This is a genomic window from Collinsella aerofaciens ATCC 25986, from assembly GCF_964239575.1.
GTDB classification, from domain to species: domain Bacteria; phylum Actinomycetota; class Coriobacteriia; order Coriobacteriales; family Coriobacteriaceae; genus Collinsella; species Collinsella aerofaciens_BQ.
The window spans coordinates 1-18,221 of the sequence record NZ_CAXSQQ010000032.1 but is presented as its reverse complement, the minus strand read 5'-3'; the positions used below and the strand labels follow the sequence as shown (position 1 = coordinate 18,221).

At 61.1% G+C, this 18,221-nt stretch carries 16 protein-coding genes; 7 read left to right on the top strand and 9 right to left on the bottom strand.

The window, feature by feature from the left end:
- Window positions 1-144 precede the first annotated feature (144 nt).
- Window positions 145-636, top strand: coding sequence for a helix-turn-helix domain-containing protein (locus tag ACESUZ_RS09410; protein WP_195503260.1), 492 nt, complete (start codon window positions 145-147; stop codon window positions 634-636).
- Window positions 564-1,508 (top strand): IS3 family transposase, encoded by a 945-nt coding sequence (locus ACESUZ_RS09405; protein WP_373199776.1) that lies wholly within the window; start codon window positions 564-566, stop codon window positions 1,506-1,508. Before ACESUZ_RS09410 ends, ACESUZ_RS09405 begins: the two co-directional genes overlap by 73 nt.
- A 103-nt stretch (window positions 1,509-1,611) precedes the next feature.
- Here ACESUZ_RS09405 and ACESUZ_RS09400 read toward each other — a convergent pair whose 3' ends face one another.
- The 3 genes from ACESUZ_RS09400 to ACESUZ_RS09390 form a co-directional block, all read right to left on the bottom strand.
- A complete protein-coding gene (locus ACESUZ_RS09400; protein ID WP_195364137.1) occupies window positions 1,612-2,085 on the bottom strand; it encodes a PTS sugar transporter subunit IIB in 474 nt (157 codons plus the stop codon).
- A 71-nt stretch (window positions 2,086-2,156) separates the two neighbouring features.
- Window positions 2,157-2,576: a PTS sugar transporter subunit IIA gene (locus tag ACESUZ_RS09395; protein WP_195364138.1), complete on the bottom strand. Its 420-nt coding sequence runs from the start codon at window positions 2,574-2,576 to the stop codon at window positions 2,157-2,159.
- Between the two features lie 149 nt (window positions 2,577-2,725).
- Entirely contained in the window at window positions 2,726-3,430 is a 705-nt protein-coding gene (locus tag ACESUZ_RS09390) for a GntR family transcriptional regulator (RefSeq protein WP_373199774.1), read from the bottom strand.
- 280 nt (window positions 3,431-3,710) lie between these two features.
- Between ACESUZ_RS09390 and ACESUZ_RS09385 the strand changes: the two genes are divergently transcribed.
- Window positions 3,711-6,743, top strand: coding sequence for an insulinase family protein (locus tag ACESUZ_RS09385; RefSeq protein WP_373199773.1), 3,033 nt, complete (start codon window positions 3,711-3,713; stop codon window positions 6,741-6,743).
- Window positions 6,744-6,809: 66 nt separating this feature from the next.
- On the opposite strand, the gene ACESUZ_RS09380 is transcribed toward ACESUZ_RS09385, so the two are convergent.
- Window positions 6,810-8,465: a zinc-ribbon domain-containing protein gene (locus ACESUZ_RS09380; protein ID WP_373199771.1), complete on the bottom strand. Its 1,656-nt coding sequence runs from the start codon at window positions 8,463-8,465 to the stop codon at window positions 6,810-6,812.
- 221 nt (window positions 8,466-8,686) lie between these two features.
- Here ACESUZ_RS09380 and ACESUZ_RS09375 point away from each other — a divergent pair, with 221 nt between their 5' ends.
- The 3 genes from ACESUZ_RS09375 (at window position 8,687) to ACESUZ_RS09365 (ending at window position 10,015) form a co-directional block, all read left to right on the top strand.
- A complete protein-coding gene (locus tag ACESUZ_RS09375) occupies window positions 8,687-8,950 on the top strand; it encodes a type II toxin-antitoxin system HicA family toxin (protein ID WP_117839829.1) in 264 nt (87 codons plus the stop codon).
- A complete protein-coding gene (locus ACESUZ_RS09370) occupies window positions 8,943-9,272 on the top strand; it encodes a type II toxin-antitoxin system HicB family antitoxin (RefSeq protein ID WP_373199769.1) in 330 nt (109 codons plus the stop codon). The genes ACESUZ_RS09375 and ACESUZ_RS09370 overlap by 8 nt, the downstream gene beginning before the upstream one ends.
- A gap of 146 nt (window positions 9,273-9,418) precedes the next feature.
- Window positions 9,419-10,015, top strand: a complete 597-nt coding sequence (locus tag ACESUZ_RS09365; protein ID WP_373199767.1) for a 5-formyltetrahydrofolate cyclo-ligase — start codon at window positions 9,419-9,421, stop codon at window positions 10,013-10,015.
- A gap of 167 nt (window positions 10,016-10,182) precedes the next feature.
- Here the strand turns inward: ACESUZ_RS09365 and ACESUZ_RS09360 are convergent, their stop codons facing one another.
- Window positions 10,183-11,145 carry a hypothetical protein gene (locus ACESUZ_RS09360; protein ID WP_373199765.1) on the bottom strand — a complete coding sequence of 321 codons (963 nt, stop codon included), beginning with the start codon at window positions 11,143-11,145 and terminating at the stop codon, window positions 10,183-10,185.
- Window positions 11,146-11,588: 443 nt separating this feature from the next.
- Window positions 11,589-12,515 (bottom strand): homoserine O-acetyltransferase MetA, encoded by a 927-nt coding sequence (gene metA, locus ACESUZ_RS09355; protein WP_373199763.1) that lies wholly within the window; start codon window positions 12,513-12,515, stop codon window positions 11,589-11,591.
- A 211-nt stretch (window positions 12,516-12,726) separates the two neighbouring features.
- Here metA and ACESUZ_RS09350 point away from each other — a divergent pair, with 211 nt between their 5' ends.
- Complete coding sequence (locus ACESUZ_RS09350; RefSeq protein ID WP_117563734.1) at window positions 12,727-13,704, top strand: L-lactate dehydrogenase; 978 nt, start codon at window positions 12,727-12,729, stop codon at window positions 13,702-13,704.
- Window positions 13,705-14,083: 379 nt separating this feature from the next.
- Here ACESUZ_RS09350 and ACESUZ_RS09345 read toward each other — a convergent pair whose 3' ends face one another.
- The 3 genes from ACESUZ_RS09345 to ACESUZ_RS09335 form a co-directional block, all read right to left on the bottom strand.
- Complete coding sequence (locus ACESUZ_RS09345) at window positions 14,084-15,052, bottom strand: SIS domain-containing protein (RefSeq protein WP_373199761.1); 969 nt, start codon at window positions 15,050-15,052, stop codon at window positions 14,084-14,086.
- Window positions 15,053-15,196: 144 nt separating this feature from the next.
- Window positions 15,197-15,952, bottom strand: a complete 756-nt coding sequence (locus ACESUZ_RS09340; RefSeq protein ID WP_373199759.1) for a GntR family transcriptional regulator — start codon at window positions 15,950-15,952, stop codon at window positions 15,197-15,199.
- 2 nt (window positions 15,953-15,954) lie between these two features.
- Window positions 15,955-17,937 (bottom strand): RecQ family ATP-dependent DNA helicase, encoded by a 1,983-nt coding sequence (locus ACESUZ_RS09335; RefSeq protein WP_373199757.1) that lies wholly within the window; start codon window positions 17,935-17,937, stop codon window positions 15,955-15,957.
- Window positions 17,938-18,221: the final 284 nt, after the last annotated feature.

The window sequence follows — 18,221 nt, the reverse complement described above, 5'->3', positions numbered from 1 at the left end:
CCGTTTGGCCCCACCCGCATAGCGGGTGGTTTCTGATGCGGCGCGCTGCGCGCCCCGCACAGGCTAAAGCCCGTAATAAAAAGCCCGCCGGTCAAATTAAACTGCCTCCCATTTCTTGGACATGAGAAATGGGAGGCTTTCTTTATGCGCGTTGATTTGAGGGTGAAGCACGATGTCGAGGCCAGGAAGGCGGCCATAGGGCTCTTCGAGCTCGGGCACGGGTATAAATCTGCCGCGATCGCCCTTTCGCTTCCCGCGGAAGCCGTGAGAAGATGGCAGGAGATATACCGCGCGTTCGGGAGCGAGGTGCTGCTGCGCATGGACGGAAAGCAGGGCAGGTACACATACGAGCAGAAGGTCGCCGCCGCGTCCGCCGTCGTCGACGGCGGCATGACGAAGACCGAGGCGATGGCGGCGTTCGGCATAATGTCGATGTCGCCGCTCAAGAAGTGGTGCGCGCTATACCGCCGGGGCGGCGCGGAGGCCCTGCGCCCGAGGCCCAAGGGCCGGCCGAGCGGTTCCAGGGCGAGGCCGCGGACCCGCGAGGAGGAGCTCGAGGAGCGGTGCCGCAGGCTCGAGGCCGAGGTGGCCTACCTAAAAAAATTACGCGCCCTGGTCGAGAGGGACGGGCTCTGACCAGGGCGAAGGCCGAAGCGGTCGCAGCCCTGCGCGCCGAGGGGCACGCACTCGGGCACCTGCTCGCATGCGCCGAGCTCAAGAGGTCGACCTACTACTACGCCCTCGCGCACCCGCCGAGGCCCACGCGCCCCGAGCTCCGGGAGGCGGCCGCCGAGATCTTCTCGCGCACCGCCAACGGCTGCGGGCACCGGCAGATAGCGATGTGCCTCAGGGCGGAAGAGGGGGCCGTGATAGCCAACAAGACCGTGCTCAAGATGATGCGCGAGATGGGGATTCGCTGCGGGATCAGACGCGAGACGGCCTACCACAGGTACAACTCGTACAGGGGCGTCGTCGGCAGGACGTTCGGGAACGTGATCGCGAGGGATTTCGACGCCGGGGCCCCGTGGCAGAAGCTGGGGACGGACGTCACCGAGTTCAAGGTGGCTGGCGGCAAGGCCTACTGGGCCCCGACGCTGGACTTCTGCACCAAGGAGATCGTGGCGAGCGACATATCGACCACGCCCGACATGGCCCAGCAGGCGAGGATGCTCGACGAGCTGCTGCCCAAGATCCCCGAGGGCGCCGCCCCGACCATGCACTCGGACCGGGGCTGGCAGTACCAGCACGCCTCATACACATCCAGGCTCGAGGCCGCCGGCATCGTCCAGAGCATGTCCAGGAAGGCGAACTGCATCGACAATGCCGCCACCGAGCAGCTCTTCGGCCACGTCAAGGACGAGTTCTACAGGGGCCGCGAGTGGAAGACGTTCGAGGATTTCAAACGCGACCTGGAGGAATACATAGTCCACTGGAACACGAGCCGGAGGCAGGTAAGATTGAAGGGCCTGACCCCGGAGGAGTTCCGGAATCAGGCCCTTGCGGCCTAGTCGCTATTTAGGGCGTCCAAGATTTGGGGCGCAGTTCAAATGATCGGCGGGCCAAAGAAAGGAGGACCTAGTTAATAAATGCTAGACAATGGCATGTTTCCAGCTAGAAAACGTCCTTGGCAAGTACCTTTGAGTCATTGGGAACCTGACGGATTTCGATAACCACGCCATCGTTCACAAGCTCTTGGATATGCTCGGCATCGGTTTCGGTCGCAAAGATCGCGGGGGTCGGATGAAGCGTGGTCTCGGGAGACTTTCGAGTTCCGCCCAGATTGATCTCCTTGATGTCTTTGCAACCCTTAGCAAGGCGATAGGCATCCTCGATCGTCTCGACAATGATAAACAGCGAATACTTGTCGGTGACGCCGCTGTTGAGCGCCTCGATAGCAGCGTTTACGTCTTTTATGACGAGCTTCACGCCGTTGGGACGAGCTAGCCTCAATGCGGCTTTTCTCATGTCGTCTTTTGCCACGGCGTCGCTGGCACACAGGATGCAATCGACATCCAGCGCATGTGTCCAAGACATGGCGACCTGGCCGTGAATCAATCGGTAATCAACTCTCGTAAGCTTAATCATCGTAATCATCTCCGCACGTAATAAAGGTAATGACAGGCGTGGCCCTTAGCTAGGGCTCGAACCAGAACTAACTAGAACTCTTCTTCTTCGACATCGGCAAGCATGTCCGCCGCCTCACAAAGCATGATAAACGAACGTGATCCCTCGACCGCAGCTTTGGCCTTGTCCGCATCCAGGGAGTCCAGCTGTGTAGCCATTTCCACCAGCAGCGGCAAGTTCATTCCGGTGATCAACGTAAACGATCCGGCGGTCTGCCTCTGAATGAATTCGTTGTTTACAGAGCCGCCAAAGATGTCAGTCACGACAAACCAAGAGTCGGCAGGGTCCTTCGACTCCATCCAAGCATCGATAAGCGCTGCGACATCCCTCGTGTCGTCATCGACATAGGCGCACAGACACTCGATTCGGTCGTTGGCGCCCATCAGGATCTCGAGAGAGCTCTTCATACCTTGGGCGAGATAACCATGACTCGCTAGCAATATCTTATTCATAGTTCTCCAATATCAATAAGACGTACTATATTGTCATAACAAAGTATATAAGCAATTTCCTTTTTGCGGTGCGTTAATTCTCTAATTCCGCGAACGGTAACAATTGGTCGGTAAAACGGCCGCTCCTTTTACAGACCGGCCGCCCTTGCTTACAGATAGAACTTCAGTCGCTCGGTGCAGTACACCTGACGGGAGATGAAAAGCGGCTCGCCGCTTGGAGCATAACGCCTATCGACAAACAGAAGCAGCGGAGAGTCCAGCTCCACGTTAAGGTATGCCGCCTCGAGCTCGCTCGCATAGCAGACCTCGAGCGTACGCGTGTTGGGGCCCATCTTGATCCCCTGGCGATCGAGTACCGCCATCAGCGAATCCTCGAGGGATTCATGCTCCAAAAAAGAAAGCGCAGCGGAATAGCTATTGGTTTCCAGCATCGTGGGCTTGTCATCCACAAGGCGCAGACGACGACTACGCAATACCTTTTGGGTATCGTCTACGCCCAGGAACTTCGCGTCTCGCAGGCTTGGGAAGTCCCAGCCCATTGCGAGAACCCTGGTAGACGCCTGTTTTCCCGCAAGCTGGCACGAATGGGTAAAGCTCTCACGGTCGTCCGCGGCATACATCTGTGTGTCCGACGAAACGAACGTGCCCTTGCCGCGGGCCCTCTCAACAAGCCCAGCATCTTCCATTTCTTTAATTGCGGAGCGAACCGTTATTCGGCTCACGCCAAATTGCTCGATGAGCTCCGCCTCGGTCGGGAGCTTATCTCCCGGGCGGTACGTGCCGTTGGCGATCGAATCAAAAAGCGCACGAACAATCTGTTTGTACAGGGGGATAACGCTATTTGCTTCAACCATATCAACCATACCTTTGCAAGGAATCAGCAGCTTATAGATAGATAACTTATATTGTATTAGAACTTTTTAGGAGTCCATATATTTCCTAAATGATTCGGTAAACGGGGTGTTATTTCACTTTAGCGGGATGCAGCGGCTACCCGCGGCATTCGTTATCAACCTAGCTAGGCTAGTCCACCCACATCGTCTCCAGTTCGCCGCAGAGCCGCGGCCCCATATGGGTATACTCTCGAAGATTCGACTCGATTCGCCCCCGCTGGGACGCCAAAGGAGACTGCATATGCCCACTACCTCAACCGACCCGCGCGCCGCTGCCGCCGCGCTGCTGGTACCCGGTACCACCTGCCACGGTTTTGCCGTCGAGCGCTGCGAGACCGTGCCCGAGCTCGACTCGGACGCCTACGTGCTGCGCCACACCGCATCGGGCGCTCGCCTGCTGTACCTGGCGTGCGACGACGAAAACAAGGCCTTTGCCATTGGCTTTAAGACGCCGCCGGCCGATTCCACCGGCGTGTTCCATATTCTTGAGCACTCGGTGCTGTGCGGATCGGCCAAGTTCCCCGTCAAGGAGCCGTTTGTCGACCTGATCAAGAGCTCCATGCAGACGTTCCTCAACGCCATGACCTACCCCGACAAGACCATCTACCCCGTTGCCACCACCAACGAGCAGGATCTGTACAACCTGATGGACGTGTACCTGGACGCGGTGTTCAACCCGGCCATCTATACCAAGCCCACCATTTTTGAGCAGGAGGGCTGGCACTACGAGCTGGACCTGCCGGAGGGCGCCGAGGGCGAAGGCAGCGCCGCCAGCCTGCGCGAGGGCACGCTGCGCTATAACGGCGTGGTGTTCAACGAAATGAAGGGCGCGCTGTCCGACCCCATGAGCGTGCTGGACGATGCTGTTAACGCCGCACTCTATCCCGACACCGCCTATGCGCACGAGAGTGGCGGCGACCCGCGCGCGATTCCCGCGCTCACCTACGAGCAGTTCCTGGACACGCACGCGCGACACTACAATCCTTCCAACTCTTACATCACGCTCTACGGCGACCTGGACGTGGACCGCGCGCTGGCCTTTTTGGACGAGCGCTATCTGTCGCAACCGAGCGCCGCGAGCCGCCGCATGGACGCCGTCATCGCCGCCGGCGAGGACCCGTCCACGCTGGCGCCCAATCCGCTGGGCGTGCAGGCGCCCGTGACCTGCGAGTATCAGCGCGTCGAGATGGCCACCACGCCCGAGAACGCCCTGGTGGGCCTGGGTCTTGTACTGGGCAGCGCGCTCGACCGCAAGCGCACAATCGCGGCGGATATCCTGTTCGAGGCGCTGCTGGGTTCCAACGAAGCGCCGGTTAAGAAGGCCATTCTTGCCGCCGGCCTGGGCGGCAACGTGGTGAGCTACACCGCGGCCGAAAGCCTGCAGCCCTACGAGCTCATCATACTGCAAAACGCGCAGCCCGGCGTGGCGCACGAGCTGCGTCGCGTGTTCCAGGACGCCTGCCGCGACCTGTGCGAGCACGGCGTTCCGCGCGAGCGCCTGGAAGCCATCATCAGCAGCAACGAGTACGACCTGCGCCAGCGCGACTATGGCATCGCCGACGGCGTGGCCATTGCGTGCGACGCGCTGAGCACGTGGCTCTACGATGACGACGCCGCGACGCTGGCACTCAAGTACGGCCCGGTGTACGAGGAGCTGCGTGGCGAGCTGGACGGCAGCTATTTTGAGGACCTGCTGCGCGAACTGGTGCTGCAGAACGACCACATGGCTCTGGTCGAGCTGGTGCCGGTGGACGCTGCCGAGGGTGCGGAGGGCGCCGAGGCCGCCGAGCTGGCAGCCAAGCGCGACGCCATGACCGATGCCGAGCTGGCCGACGTGATCGAGCGCACGGCCGTGCTGCGTGCCGCGCAGGAGGCCGAGGACACGCCCGAGGACAAGGCCACGCTGCCGCGCCTGCGCGTGTCCGACATTGGCGAGGCGCGCCCCGAGCCGCCGCTGGTTGTGGACACGACCGCGCCCATCCCCTGCCTGCGCCACGACATCCCTACCAACCGCCTGGCCTACGCCATGCAGTATTTCGACCTGAGCTGCGTCGCGTTTGAGGACCTGCCTTATGTAACGCTGCTCTGCCGCCTGCTCAAGCAGCTGCCCACGCGCGAGCACTCGGCCGAGGAGCTCGACAACTTGCTCGCCGGCAAGCTGGGCTTTTTGAGCTTTACGACCGAGGTCATGACGCAGCCCGACGTGGACGGCGTGCGCCCCTACCTGCTGGTGAGTGCCGGCGCCCTGTCCGAAAAGATCGACGCGCTGGCGAGCCTGCCGCGCGAGGTGTGGTCGAGCACGCTGTTGCTCGATGCCGACGCCGACCGCGTGCGCGACGTGCTCACGCAGATTCGCATTGGGCTTGAGCAGGGCTTTATCAACAACGGACACTCGGCGGCGCTCGGTCGCGCGATGAGCTACAGCTCGCCTTCGGCCGTGGTGCGCGAGCAGCTTTCGGGCGTGGACTTCTACCTGTTCCTGCGCGATCTGCTCGACCACTTTGACGAGCGCCTGGACGGCCTGCGTGCCAAGCTTGCCGAGCTGGCAGACCGCATCTTTGTGGCCGATGGCTGCATGGCGAGCTTTACCGGCAGCAATGAGGACTTTGACGCGTACTGGGATGCTGCGGGCGACCTGGGGCTTGGCGCGGGCGACGGCGCTGCCAGCGGCACGCTCGTGGTGCCGACGCCGCGCGACCGCCACGAGGCCTTTGTCATCCCCAGCGACATCTGCTTTGCGGCAAGCGCGTGCGATCCGCGCCGTCTGGGCATCGACGTGACGGGCGCCTGGGCGGTTGCCGCCAACGCGCTCTCCTACGACTACCTGTGGAACGAGATCCGCGTGAAGGGCGGTGCGTACGGCTGCGGATTCCGCGCTGCCGGCGAGCGCCAGGCGGCGTTCTACACCTACCGCGACCCGGCAATCGACCCCTCGATTGAGCGCGTGGCGCGCGCAGGCGAATGGCTCGGCAGCTTTGAGCCCGACGAGGCCGCCTTTGAGGGCTTTATCGTGAGCTGCGTGAGCGGCATGGACGCGTCGGTGAAGCCGTACGCGCTCACCAAGCGCCGCAACACGACCTACCTGGCCGGGCTCGATCCGCACGCGCGCGAAGAGCGTCGCGCCCAGATGCTCGCGGCCACACCCGGTGAGCTGCGCTCGCTCGGCGCCGACGTGACGCGCATTGCGGCCGTCTCGCCCACCTGCGTCTTTGGCGGCCGCGACGTCGTCGCCAAGAGCAACGCCGGCTTTACCGTCGTCGACCTGCTGGCCTAACGCACCGCAAGCAAAAACCACCACGAAGGTGCCTGTCCCCTTTGTGGTGGTTTTGCGAGTGGGCTGCTATTTGATAAACGGGTTCAGCGTGGCTGCCATCGGATCGAGCTTGTACATCCTTGCAAAGCACTCGCGACCATAGTCGGAATCGTTGCTCCAGCTACCCTGGTCGACGTCGTACTCTGCATCCAGACGAATCCACTCCTCCGGCTTGTTCTTCTCGTGCTTGTTGCAGAAGTAACGCTGGTACTCGACCTCGTGCTCAAACTCAAACTCGGCATCCGAACCGCGGCCGGCATACTCGTCGACCGACGTCAGATTGCCGTGCTCGTCGTAATAAAACTCCGCATAGCCGCCGCGCTCGGAATCGATTCTGTCGAGCTTTCCGTCGCTGTACGAATAATCCACCGCGGCATACGAGTTCAGCGAGCCGTAATCGTTGCCGTGCGAGTCATATGCCACAGGCGAGATACGCGAAATGTTGCCGTCCTTGTCATACTCGTAGCCCGCGGTAATCGTCCACGTAGTTCCCACCGTGTCGCCCTGGCAGTCCAGCGTAAAGGACGTCACGCGATCCTTGTCGTATCCGTACGAATACACGACCGTCCGAGGATTGGCCGGGCTGGTATCGGTGTTGGTCACCATGTTGCCGTTCTGATAAATATACGTGCTCGCGCTCTCGCCGTAACCCGCATGGGTCGTCTTGTTGATCAGGTTTCCATCCGCGTCGTAGGTAAACGTCGTGGTGCTCGACGAATCGCTCATGTCGGCATCGCAGTCGATGCGCGTGACGTTGCCGTCGGCGTCGTACGTAAACGTGTTGACGTTCTCGTAACCGCCCGCCAGATCTTCCTCAATCTCCGAGATGCGATGCGACTCATCGTGCTCGACGCTGCAGCTTACACCGCCACCTTGCTTGACGGCAGACGTGAAGCCCGTGACGTAACCGTTCTCATCACGCTCGATCTCGTAGATATCGCCGTACTGGTCCGATTTATCGGTGCCTTCATAGGACACCGGCAGCCACAGCTCGTCGAGCTGCGTGTCCTTAATGCCGGCGATCTTCGTATCCTGCGGCAGGGCCAACGTGGCGAGCTTCTTTTTGCCCGAAAGATCGATGCTTTTGAGCTCCCCGGCATTTGAAAGGTCGAGCTTCTCGATGTTGTCGCAGCCGTCCAGGTTAACGATGGTGACGTTGCTCGCCGAGTTAAGCTCGACGGTCTTAAGGTCGCCGCAGCCCGAAAGGTCCAGGTTGACGAGTTTATCCCCACCGTATTCCACACTGGTAACGTTGGGGAACACCTTGCCCAGGCCCTGCGTCGACGCGACGCCGTCCAGCTCGACCGACGTCACCGCCTTGGCCTCGTCGCGCGAGATGCGGCCGTCACCGTTAGTGTCGTACTTGGTCGAGACAAGCGCACGCATGCCGCTATCCGGGAAGGTTTTCTCGTCGATTGGGGTGGTCGCAATCTGGGTGAAGTAGAACAGCGCGCCACCGCCGATGCCCGCCGCCACGACAAGCGCCGCGGCAAGGGCGATGAGGGGCTTCTTGGAACGCCTGCGCCGCGCGGGCTGCTGCACGGGCACGTATTGCTGAGGAGCGGGCGCGGCAGGCTGGGGTTGCTGCGCGGCCGCGACCTGGTCGGGTGCTACGGGCGCACCGCAGACGGGGCAAAAGAGGGCGTCGTCGACAAGCGGCGTGCCACACGAGCGACAAAACATGGCGGGCTCCTTTCGGTTCATTCCTTCCACCATGAAGGTAAACCCAAAAATGCAGCCCTTGTTGCGCAACAAAGCCAAGCGGGAGCCAAACCACCACAAAGGGGACAGGCACCTTTGTGTTGGTTCGAACACTTGTTCTATACGTACACATGTTCTATAGCAGGGATGCTTGCATCGGACTTAAATTGCAACTAGGATATAGTTGCAGAATGTGAGGCGGGATGACGCGGACCGATAAACTCATCGCCCAACTGCTTAGCTGCCCTTCGACGTATCGGTATACCGATTTTTTAAAAGTCATGGCTTCATATGGCTTTGAAATGGACAACAAAGGCAAGACATCCGGATCGCGCGTTCGCTTCTACAGGCCATCAGATGGCAGGATGTTCGTAATGCACGCGCCACATCCATCTGACGAATTGACAGCGGGGACCATTCGAAACATCGTTCGATTTCTGCAAGATGTCGGAGGTAGTCATGAGTAACGTTTTGGCATACAAGGGTTATTTCGCCCCAGTCGAGTTCGATGCCGAGCAGCATGTGCTAACAGGTATGGTCACCGGCATTAGGGATGCAATTGTGTTTGAAGGCTCTACGGTTAAAGAAGTGGAACGGTGCTTTCACGACGCCGTCGACGATTACCTTGAGTTTTGCGCCGAGAAGGGCAAGGAGCCCGAGCGGGCTTTTAAGGGCTCGTTCAACGTAAGAACGGGCTCTGAGCTCCACAAGCAAGCAGCGCTGGCAGCGGCAAAGAAGGGTGAGTCACTCAATAAGTTTGTGACTGAAGCAATCGCCGCGGCGTTATAGCATTAACGCATAGGCCCAAACAACCACAAAGGGCGCAGTTCGCAGGCAAGTTTGCGGTAGCTTTACTGCCCATGTTGCGTTTGCCCAGATAAAACCTGCCAAAATAAACCTGTCCCTTTTTGGTAGGTTTGAGAGATGAGGCTGGGATGGATAAGGCTGAGTTGCGGCGGGCGGTGATTGCCCGGCGCAATGCTCTTGATTTTGATGTGCGGGCGGCAAAGTCAGCCGCTATCTGCGCGCGGCTTGTTGAACTGATGGATCGCTTGGGTGCCGCGGCACCGCACACCGTTGCCGTCTATGCCGCGATGGGTTCCGAGGTCGACCCAGCCGCGTTTGCCGCCGCGGCCGTCGCGCGTGGCTGGCGCGCGGCCTATCCGTGCATGCTCTCGGCAACAGACGCCATGGCTTGTGGCCAGTGCATGTGCATGCGGGCAGTCTCTGCCGGCGATGCGTCCGAGGCCCCGTTTATCGCCCACCCTACGCGGGCCTTCGCAGCCACGGACGTCGACAGCGACCACTTCCCCATCGTGCCCGCCGCCGAGCTCGACATGGTTGTCGTGCCGCTCGTAGCTTTCGACCGCACCGGCGCGCGCCTGGGCTACGGCGGAGGCTGCTACGACCGCTACCTGCCCACAGTTGCACCTGAACGCCCAATCGTCGGCATCGCCTTTGACGAACAGCGCGTCGACCACGTTCCCACCGACGCCCACGATCTGTCGCTGCCCAACATCGTCAGCGCCTAGCCGCCGCTGTATCGCACCCGCAAGATGAGCGTGGAAAATCTCCCACTTTGAGCCCCCTTACGAGCTAAAAACGGGAGATTATCCACGCTCATTCAACAAGCGTCCGAAAATCCACGCTCGTCCGTCCGATTTTCCACGCTTGTGCAGCCAAACGCTCTGCAACTGCCTCAGCACGCACGCGGCACGCCGGCGACCTTGAGCTTGCGATCGAACTTTGTCGGATCCCTTAGATCATCCCAGCACAAGCGCACGATCTTGCAGTTATCAAGCAGCGAAAGCCTCGACTCGCGCTGGCGCTCATCGAACTGCGTCTTCGCGAGCTTGCCCTCCTCCGCTGCCTTCTCGCTTTTAACAAATCCGTCGAACTCCCCGATAATCAGCCGGTCGCCCACGCGCCACAAGTAGTCGACGCGATACGGTCGTCCCGGCTCAACCGGATCGAACAGCTCAACTTGCAGCTCCGGAACCTGCCAGCCGCGCTCGATCATCAGCGCCCGCGCCTTGGACTCGCCGCCGCTTTCCGACAGGCCGTCGGCACACCGTGCAACCCTGCGCGCCGTCACAACACCGCGGCGATTCAAGCCAAGCTTGTTAACTGCCTCAATGAGATGTTCCTTCGACAAAAGCTGCTCATGGAGCGCCGAGTCCGCAATGATCAGCCCTTCGACAAACGATGCATCGACCAGGCAATCCGCAATCGTTTGATCGATATCGGTCACGGCAATATCCATCTCGCTGGCCCGTGTTCGATAAGCATACCGATGGCGAACGACCTGAGAGCCTGGCGTCGTCGATTGCGCCGGCGCCACGGCGATATGGATGTGCGTCAAATTGGCATGCGAAACCGAAAGGCCATAGATAACAGCCGCCGTATAGGAGCAAAATGTCCAGTCGGGGTGCTTTTGCGCAAGCGCCCGCACCCGATGCAGATAACGCTGCCGAAACTTGAGCTCGGACCAGTATTCCGGACGCGCATACAGCCCCGGCATGACCGCTTCGAGACTTCCCGCCTCCGCCCGCCGCTGAATCTGCTTTGCCTCCGCCGCCGTGCGCGCGTACACGCAGCTCATCTGCTGTTCGCATGCTTTAATGTGACTTGCAAGCCTTTGATTCGCCGTCATGTTTCCCATGTCGCCTCCCAAATCTTGGAACGGCGCAAACGTACCAGACGGTTTCATGCGAAGTCTGACCAAATACCGTCCAGGCGCTGACCAAATGCTTGACGGTTTTGGACGTTTTAGGCTGATGTCTTATATCTGCAGGTAGGGCGGTTGTCGAGAGGTCCCTGTCTCCACATTTTGAGGCCTTGGTCCATCGGATTATCAGAAAGAAAAACCCGTCGAGATTCAAGACTACGCCAAATGCGACTTTGCCTCTGCACGCACCGTCGCTTAGCCGAGCCATCGGCATCTACATGCCTAAAAAATGAGCGTGGATAATCTCCCGTTTTGAGCCTAGTTTCAAGCCAAAAGTGGGAGATTATCCACGCTCGATTTGTAAATGTCCGAAAATCCACGCTCGTCCGTCCGGATATCCACGCTCGTCACGCCGCCGGCACAGCAGCAGCCGTAGCCTAGTGCTCCTCGCCGGCGCGGGCCAGGTCGTAGGGCGTGGTCTGGTAGACGTAGTAGTTGAGCCAGTTGGTGTAGAGCAGCTGAGCCTGGCTGCGCCAGACGTTGCGCGGCTCGGCGGCGGGGTCGTCACCTGGGAAGTAATGCGCCGGCACCTCCGGGTTGAGTCCGCGCTTCACGTCGCGCTCGTACTCCAGACGCAGCGTGTCGGTATCGTACTCGGGATGGCCAAAGACAAAGAAGCGACGGCTGTCGGTCGACTTGACGATGTACAGGCCCACCTCGTCGGACACGGCCACGACCTCAAGCTGCGGCTCGGCCTCCACGTCCTCGCGGCGCACATCGGTGTTGCGCGAGTGCACGGCATAGAAGCGGTCGTCAAAGCCGCGAACCAGCGGGCTTTGCGGCTTCACCAGATAATGCTCGAACACGCCACTCGCCTTTGCCGGCAGGTCATGCTTCTGGATACCGTAGTGGTGATACAGGCCCGCCTGCGCGCCCCAGCAAATGTGCAGCGTGGAGTGCACGTGCGTGGTGGACCAGTCCATGATCTGGCAGAGCTCGGGCCAGTAGTCGACCTCTTCGAACGGCATCTGTTCCACCGGCGCGCCCGTGATGATCAGGCCGTCGTAGTGGATGTCGCGGATGTCGTCGAACGTGCGGTAGAACGTCTCCAGGTGGCCGGCGCTTACGTGCGTGGCCTCGTGCGTCTTGGTGCGCAGCAGGTCCACCTCCACCTGCAGCGGCGTGTTGGAGAGCTTGCGCATGATTTGCGTCTCGGTGGCGATCTTGGTGGGCATGAGGTTGAGGATGAGCACGCGCAGCGGGCGGATGTCCTGGTGCAGCGCGCGGTACTCGGTCATGACAAAGATGTTCTCGCTCTCGAGCTGCGCGGCGGCAGGGAGGGCGTCGGGAATGCGAATGGGCATGGATGCTCCTTACGAGTCAGTTGCAGCTATGGTACAACGACCGGCCCCATCCGAGCGAGCACATCACCCAGCGATGCCGTCAGCGGCCCAAATCACCCCAAAAGTAGAGATTAGGGCATGTCCCAAAAATCTACGGCGCTTTAGTCTAGCAAAGTGGCAGCTGGACGCTACAATGGTTCGACGCGAAAAACTCGGCCGAAAGGATACATATATGTACCAGACGCGTAAGATCGGTGTGGTCGGCCAGGGCCACGTAGGAGCACATGTCGCCAACAGCCTGCTTATGCAGGGCATTGCCGACGAGCTGTACCTGTGTGATATCAACGAGGCCAAGGTGACGTCCGAGGTCCAGGACCTGCGCGACTCCCTTTCGTTTGTCCCGTATAACACCAAGATCGTCAACTGCTACGACCACTACGAGGAGCTGGCCTGCTGCGACGTCATCGTCAACGCCGCCGGCAAGGTCGCGCTGGCCGCCGGCAACCGCGATGGCGAGCTGTTCTTTACCACCGACGCCGCCCGCACCTTTGCCAAACGCATCGTCGACGCCGGCTTTGACGGCATCTTCGTGAGCATCTCCAACCCCTGCGACGTCGTGTGCACCGAGCTGTGGCACCTGACCGGCTACGATCCCAAGAAGATCATCGGCTCGGGCTGCGGCCTGGACTCCGCCCGCCTGCGCACCGAGATCTCCAAGAAGGTCGGCGTGAGCCCCAAGTCCATCGACGCCTACATGATCGGCGAGCACGGCTTTAGCCAGCTTGCCGCCTTTAAGGCCGCGACCATCGCCGGCAAGAGCCTCAACGAGCTTCAGGCCGAAAACCCCGACAAGTACGCCTTTGACCACATGGAGGTCGAGGAGCTCGCGCGCAAGGGCGGCTATGTGACCTACCAGGGCAAGCAGTGCACCGAGTACGCCGTCGCCAACTCCGCCGCGCGCGTCTGCGCCGCCGTGCTGCACAACGAGCACGCCGTGCTTTCCGCCTCCACGCTCATGACCGGCCAGTATGGCGAAGAGGGCATCTTTACCTCCCTGCCGTGCGTGATCGGTGCCGAGGGCGTCGAGGAGGTCTATACGCTGGACCTGTCCGAGCACGAGCTCGAGGGCTTCCACAAGAGCTGCCAGCACATCCGTGACAACATCGCCCAGCTCGACTGGTGGGACGCCGAGGCCTACGACGCAAAGTAGGCCGCTGGCTGCCGCAACCTTGCGAATCGAAGCACGATACTAAGCGGGCCGCGCCGGAAATCCCCGGCGCGGCCCGCTTTTTTGACTCACGCAGTGCCCTTGCGAATCGAAGGTGAATACTTTTCGGCGATGTGAACGAGCAAAAACGAGCCCCCGAAGCATCGGCACTTTTCACACTCCATTTCCTGCGGTTGCGCCAAGTTTTTCCTGCAGTTTTGGCGTCAAAAAGTGTGGATGCTTCGGGGGTCCAAAATAGGTCGTTCACTTCGCGGAAAAGTATTCACCTTCGTTTTCGCGCAGACACGAATCCGGCCGCCACAACGCAAAACGGGGCCTGCGCGCAGCGCAGACCCCGTCGTGAGAGGTTATTCCCGGTATATTAGTACTGCTCGATGCCCATGTAGCGACGAATCTCGGGGCTGTGGTCGAACACCTTGCCGCGGGCGGCACGCAGCTCGCAGCTCATCGCGTAGAAGAAGATCGGCTCCAGGTACGAACGCACGCTGGCAGGCACTTCACCCACGCCGTACTCGAGCGCATCGAGCACCATGACTGTATCGGTGTGCGTGTTGAGGAACGCAAGAGCGCGCTCCTCCATGGGGCGGCACTCGCCCGATCCGAGCTGCACAAAGTAGAACACGCCGGGCTCGGTGGCTTCGAACGGGCCATGGAAGTACTCGCCGGAGTGGATGTAGCAGCAGTGCTGCCACTGCATCTCCATAAGCGAGCAGATCGCCATGGCATAGGTCTGGCTAAAGTTGGGGCCGGAGCCCAGGATATAGAAGAACTTGTGCTGCTGGCAGAGCTCGGCAAAGCGGGCGCCCAGCTCGGCGTTGACCTTCTCACGGGCGGCGGGCAGCAGCGCATCCATCTGCTTGAGGCCCTCATACATGTCGGCGAGTGCCTCGTAACCCTCCTGCTGGTCGAGCAACTCGGCGGCGATCAGAGCGCCGATGCCCTGCGGCACCTCGGCCTGTGACACGCCCTCGCCCCACGGATAGACCCAGGTGGTCCACTTGCCGTTATCGATCTTGGAGCCCTCGCAGTCGGTGAGGGCAATGACCTCGGCACCGGCTGCCAGCGCCATCTCGCAGCCGTCGACAACCTCTTGCGTGTTGCCGCTGTGGCTGCAGGCAATAACGAGCGACTTCTCGCCAAGGCTCTTGGGAGCCATCAGGCAAAACTCGCGCGCCGTGTAGACCGTCGAGGTAAACGTGGTGGCCTCACGCTTGAGCAGCTCGTTGGCCGGCATGAGATCGATCATCGAACCGCCGCAAGCGATCCAAAAGACGTTCTCGATCTTGCCCTTGCGCTCGATGATTTCCTGAACCAGATCATGTGCGTTCATGCTGATGCTCCTCCTTGTGGGGCGGCTTTGAACGACGACAGCTCGTACCTGCTGTCGTTCTATGTTGTCCTATTTATAGCACGTGTAACAACGCCCGTGAAGTCATCTCTGCAAATTTGTTCTATGTTGTTCTATCTGTGGACGTTAGATGTCGAAGACGTAGCGCGAGCCCACGATCTTTTGGCGGCCGAGCAGTAGAGGGCGCCCGCCGGCGTCGGTAAAGTAGGCCTCCATATAGAAGAGAGGCTCGCCGACCGGCACCTCCAGCAGCGGGGCCGTCTGAGTATCGGCAAGCGCAATCTCCACGGTGCAGGGGTCGGACTTGAGCGGCGCGCGACCCGAATGCTCGGCAACGAGCGCAAAGATTGAGTTATCGGTGAGGTCCTCGTCGGCCAGCGTCTGCAGGTAGGGATGGTCGGCGAGCACAAAGGCGTTGTTCTCGAGCATGACGGGGATGCCGTCGGCCGTGCGCACGCGCTCGACCACGATAAGCTCGCAGCCGGGCTCCACGCCAAAGAACGCCGCATCCTCGTGCGTCGCCGCGACCACCGTGCGCGACACCAGACGCGCACCCGACACCATGTCGTTGGCAGCACAACCCTCAGTAAAGCTCTGGACGTCACCCTTCTGGCGAATCTTGCGCTTGAGCTTGGGAGCGCACACAAACGTGCCCCTCCCCTGCTGGCGGTTGAGATACCCCGCGCGCGACAGCTCCTCGATGGCACGGCGCACGGTGATGCGCCCCACGCCGTAGGACTTCGCGAGCTCCATCTCGGCAGGGATGCGCGAGCCGGCGGGGTACACACCGCGCGCGATCTCGCCCTTTAGGTCATCCATGACCTGTTGGTACAGCGGCACGGCGGGCACGTCAGTGCGGTCGGTTTTATCGTCGAATGCCATCGTTACGCTCCATCCCGCGCATGCTCGGACTCAAATTCTTCAATCGCCGCCATAAACTGCTCGCCAAAGGCGTCGGCTTTTTTCTCGCCAATGCCGTTGACCTGGATCAGCTCCTCGCGCGTCTGCGGACGCAGGCGGCACAGGCCGCGCAGGGCCTTGTCGGAAAAGACCATATACGGCGCCATCTCCAGCTCGGTCGAGATCTCCTTGCGGAGAGCACGCAGGCGCTCGAACAGCTCGGCATCGTCGCCAACGCGCGGGTGCTGGTCCAGCTCGGCCTCCTCGCGCAGCAGATCGACGGCGCGGCGGGCGCGGGCCGAGGCCTTGCGCTTGGACGCGCGGCGCTTAACGGTAAAGGCGAACGCCTCGTCCTCGACCTCGCCGGCACGCGGACCCAGTCCCACGACCGGGTACTGCCCCTGCGAGGTGGCCAAATAACCGCGACCGCACAGCTGCCCGATGATGTCCTTGATGCGCCCGACCGATTCGCTCGACAGCTCACCGTAGCCGCGGTCCTCGTCCAGATGCATCTGGCGAATGCGCTCGGTGTTGCCGCCGTGGAGCACGTCGGCGATCAGCGACTTGCCAAAGCGCATGGGACGCGTGGCCACATAGCGCACGGCGGCGCGGGCCATATCGGTGACGTCCTCGACCTCGAACTTCGTGAGGCAGTTGCTGCAGTTGCCGCAGCCCTCGGCATCGTCCGTGGCGGCGCTGCCCGCACCGGCCGCAGCCGCATGCTCGGCCGCGGCCTCGTCACCAAAGTAGCGCAGCATGTATTCGCGCAGGCAGCCGGTGGTATTGCAGTAGCCCTCCATCTGGCTGAGCAGGCGATAACGGTTCTGGAGCGCCCACGCGCGCTGCTCGTCGTCAAGCGCCTCGTCGGCCGCATCGCCGCGGTCGATCAAAAAGCGGCGCATGCGAAAATCGTTACCGTTCCACAGCAAGTGACAGCTGGCCGGATCGCCATCGCGGCCGGCGCGGCCCGCCTCTTGGTAGTAGGCCTCGATGCTCTCGGGCACGTTGTTATGGATCACGTAGCGCACGTTAGGCTTGTCGATGCCCATGCCAAAGGCGTTGGTGGCAACCATCACCTGAATGTCGTCGTCGATAAAGGCACGCTGGCTCTGGCGACGAGCGTCGTTGCCCATGCCGGCATGGTAACGGCCCACGCGAATGTCGCTGGGGCCCAGTACCTCGGCAAGCTCCGCGGCCAGAGCGTCGACCGTCTTGCGGGTCGAGCAATACACGATGCCGCTCTCGCTCGAATGCGCGATCACGTAGTCGCGCACCCAGGCGGCCTTGGCCTTGTCGCCCATCTCCTCGCAACCAAAGTAGAGGTTCTTGCGATCAAAACCCGTCACCACGGTCGCCGGGTTTTGCAGGCCGAGCATTTGCTGGATATCGGCGCGCACGCGCTCGGTCGCCGTGGCGGTAAACGCCGCCACGATCGGGCGCCGCGGCAGGGAATCGATGAACTCGCGAATCTGCAGGTAAGCGGGACGGAAATCCTGGCCCCACTGGCTCACGCAGTGGGCCTCGTCAATGGCCACGAGAGGCACGCCGATGCCGCCTTCGGCCGCAGCTTCCTGCGCAAAGGCCAGAAAGCGCGGCTCGAGCAGGCGCTCGGGCGCCACATACATAAGCTGGTAGCGGCCCTCGCGCGCCCGCTTGAGCACGGTATTTTGCTGAGCCGGCGTAAGGCTGGAGTTGAGATAACTGGGGCGCGCACCCGCCGCGAGCAGCGCGCGGGTCTGGTCCTCCATAAGCGACAGCAACGGGCTCACCACAAAGGTGATGCCGGGCAGCATGAGCGCGGGCACCTGGTAGCAAATGGACTTGCCGGCGCCTGTGGGCATAACGCCGAGCGCATCGCGGCCGGCAAGAATCGCATCCACCATGCGGTCCTGCCCCGGGCGAAACGAGGTGTAGCCAAAATAGGCGCCGAGCGTGTCGAGCGCCATCTGCTGCATGCTATCGGTCATGGTTTCCTAACGTCAGAATCATCTGCCGCCGATTATACGCCGCCACGCGGACCGGTGCCGCACGGCTGTCAGCCACGCTCATTCTGCGGGTAGTCATTGGGGACGTTCTTGAATGACTGGCCGTTTAAGAACGTCCCCAATGACTATCTTGACAAGCGCGGAAACGTCGCTGGTTGAGCATAAGTCAGACACTATGACCCAATCCAGGGGCACGGAAACGACAGGAGCCCCCGCTCGTGACCGCGGGTCGGGGCTGCGACAATGTTGTTGAAGTGCCAGAGGCG

Coding starts and splice junctions, on each gene's coding strand:
- ACESUZ_RS09410 (WP_195503260.1), top strand. CDS start 145: ATGCGCGTTGATTTGAGGGTGAAGCACGATGTCGAGGCCAGGAAGGCG.
- ACESUZ_RS09400 (WP_195364137.1), bottom strand. CDS start 2,085: ATGATTAAGCTTACGAGAGTTGATTACCGATTGATTCACGGCCAGGTC.
- ACESUZ_RS09395 (WP_195364138.1), bottom strand. CDS start 2,576: ATGAATAAGATATTGCTAGCGAGTCATGGTTATCTCGCCCAAGGTATG.
- ACESUZ_RS09390 (WP_373199774.1), bottom strand. CDS start 3,430: ATGGTTGAAGCAAATAGCGTTATCCCCCTGTACAAACAGATTGTTCGT.
- ACESUZ_RS09385 (WP_373199773.1), top strand. CDS start 3,711: ATGCCCACTACCTCAACCGACCCGCGCGCCGCTGCCGCCGCGCTGCTG.
- ACESUZ_RS09380 (WP_373199771.1), bottom strand. CDS start 8,465: ATGTTTTGTCGCTCGTGTGGCACGCCGCTTGTCGACGACGCCCTCTTT.
- ACESUZ_RS09375 (WP_117839829.1), top strand. CDS start 8,687: ATGACGCGGACCGATAAACTCATCGCCCAACTGCTTAGCTGCCCTTCG.
- ACESUZ_RS09370 (WP_373199769.1), top strand. CDS start 8,943: ATGAGTAACGTTTTGGCATACAAGGGTTATTTCGCCCCAGTCGAGTTC.
- ACESUZ_RS09365 (WP_373199767.1), top strand. CDS start 9,419: ATGGATAAGGCTGAGTTGCGGCGGGCGGTGATTGCCCGGCGCAATGCT.
- ACESUZ_RS09360 (WP_373199765.1), bottom strand. CDS start 11,145: ATGGGAAACATGACGGCGAATCAAAGGCTTGCAAGTCACATTAAAGCA.
- metA (WP_373199763.1), bottom strand. CDS start 12,515: ATGCCCATTCGCATTCCCGACGCCCTCCCTGCCGCCGCGCAGCTCGAG.
- ACESUZ_RS09350 (WP_117563734.1), top strand. CDS start 12,727: ATGTACCAGACGCGTAAGATCGGTGTGGTCGGCCAGGGCCACGTAGGA.
- ACESUZ_RS09345 (WP_373199761.1), bottom strand. CDS start 15,052: ATGAACGCACATGATCTGGTTCAGGAAATCATCGAGCGCAAGGGCAAG.
- ACESUZ_RS09340 (WP_373199759.1), bottom strand. CDS start 15,952: ATGGCATTCGACGATAAAACCGACCGCACTGACGTGCCCGCCGTGCCG.
- ACESUZ_RS09335 (WP_373199757.1), bottom strand. CDS start 17,937: ATGACCGATAGCATGCAGCAGATGGCGCTCGACACGCTCGGCGCCTAT.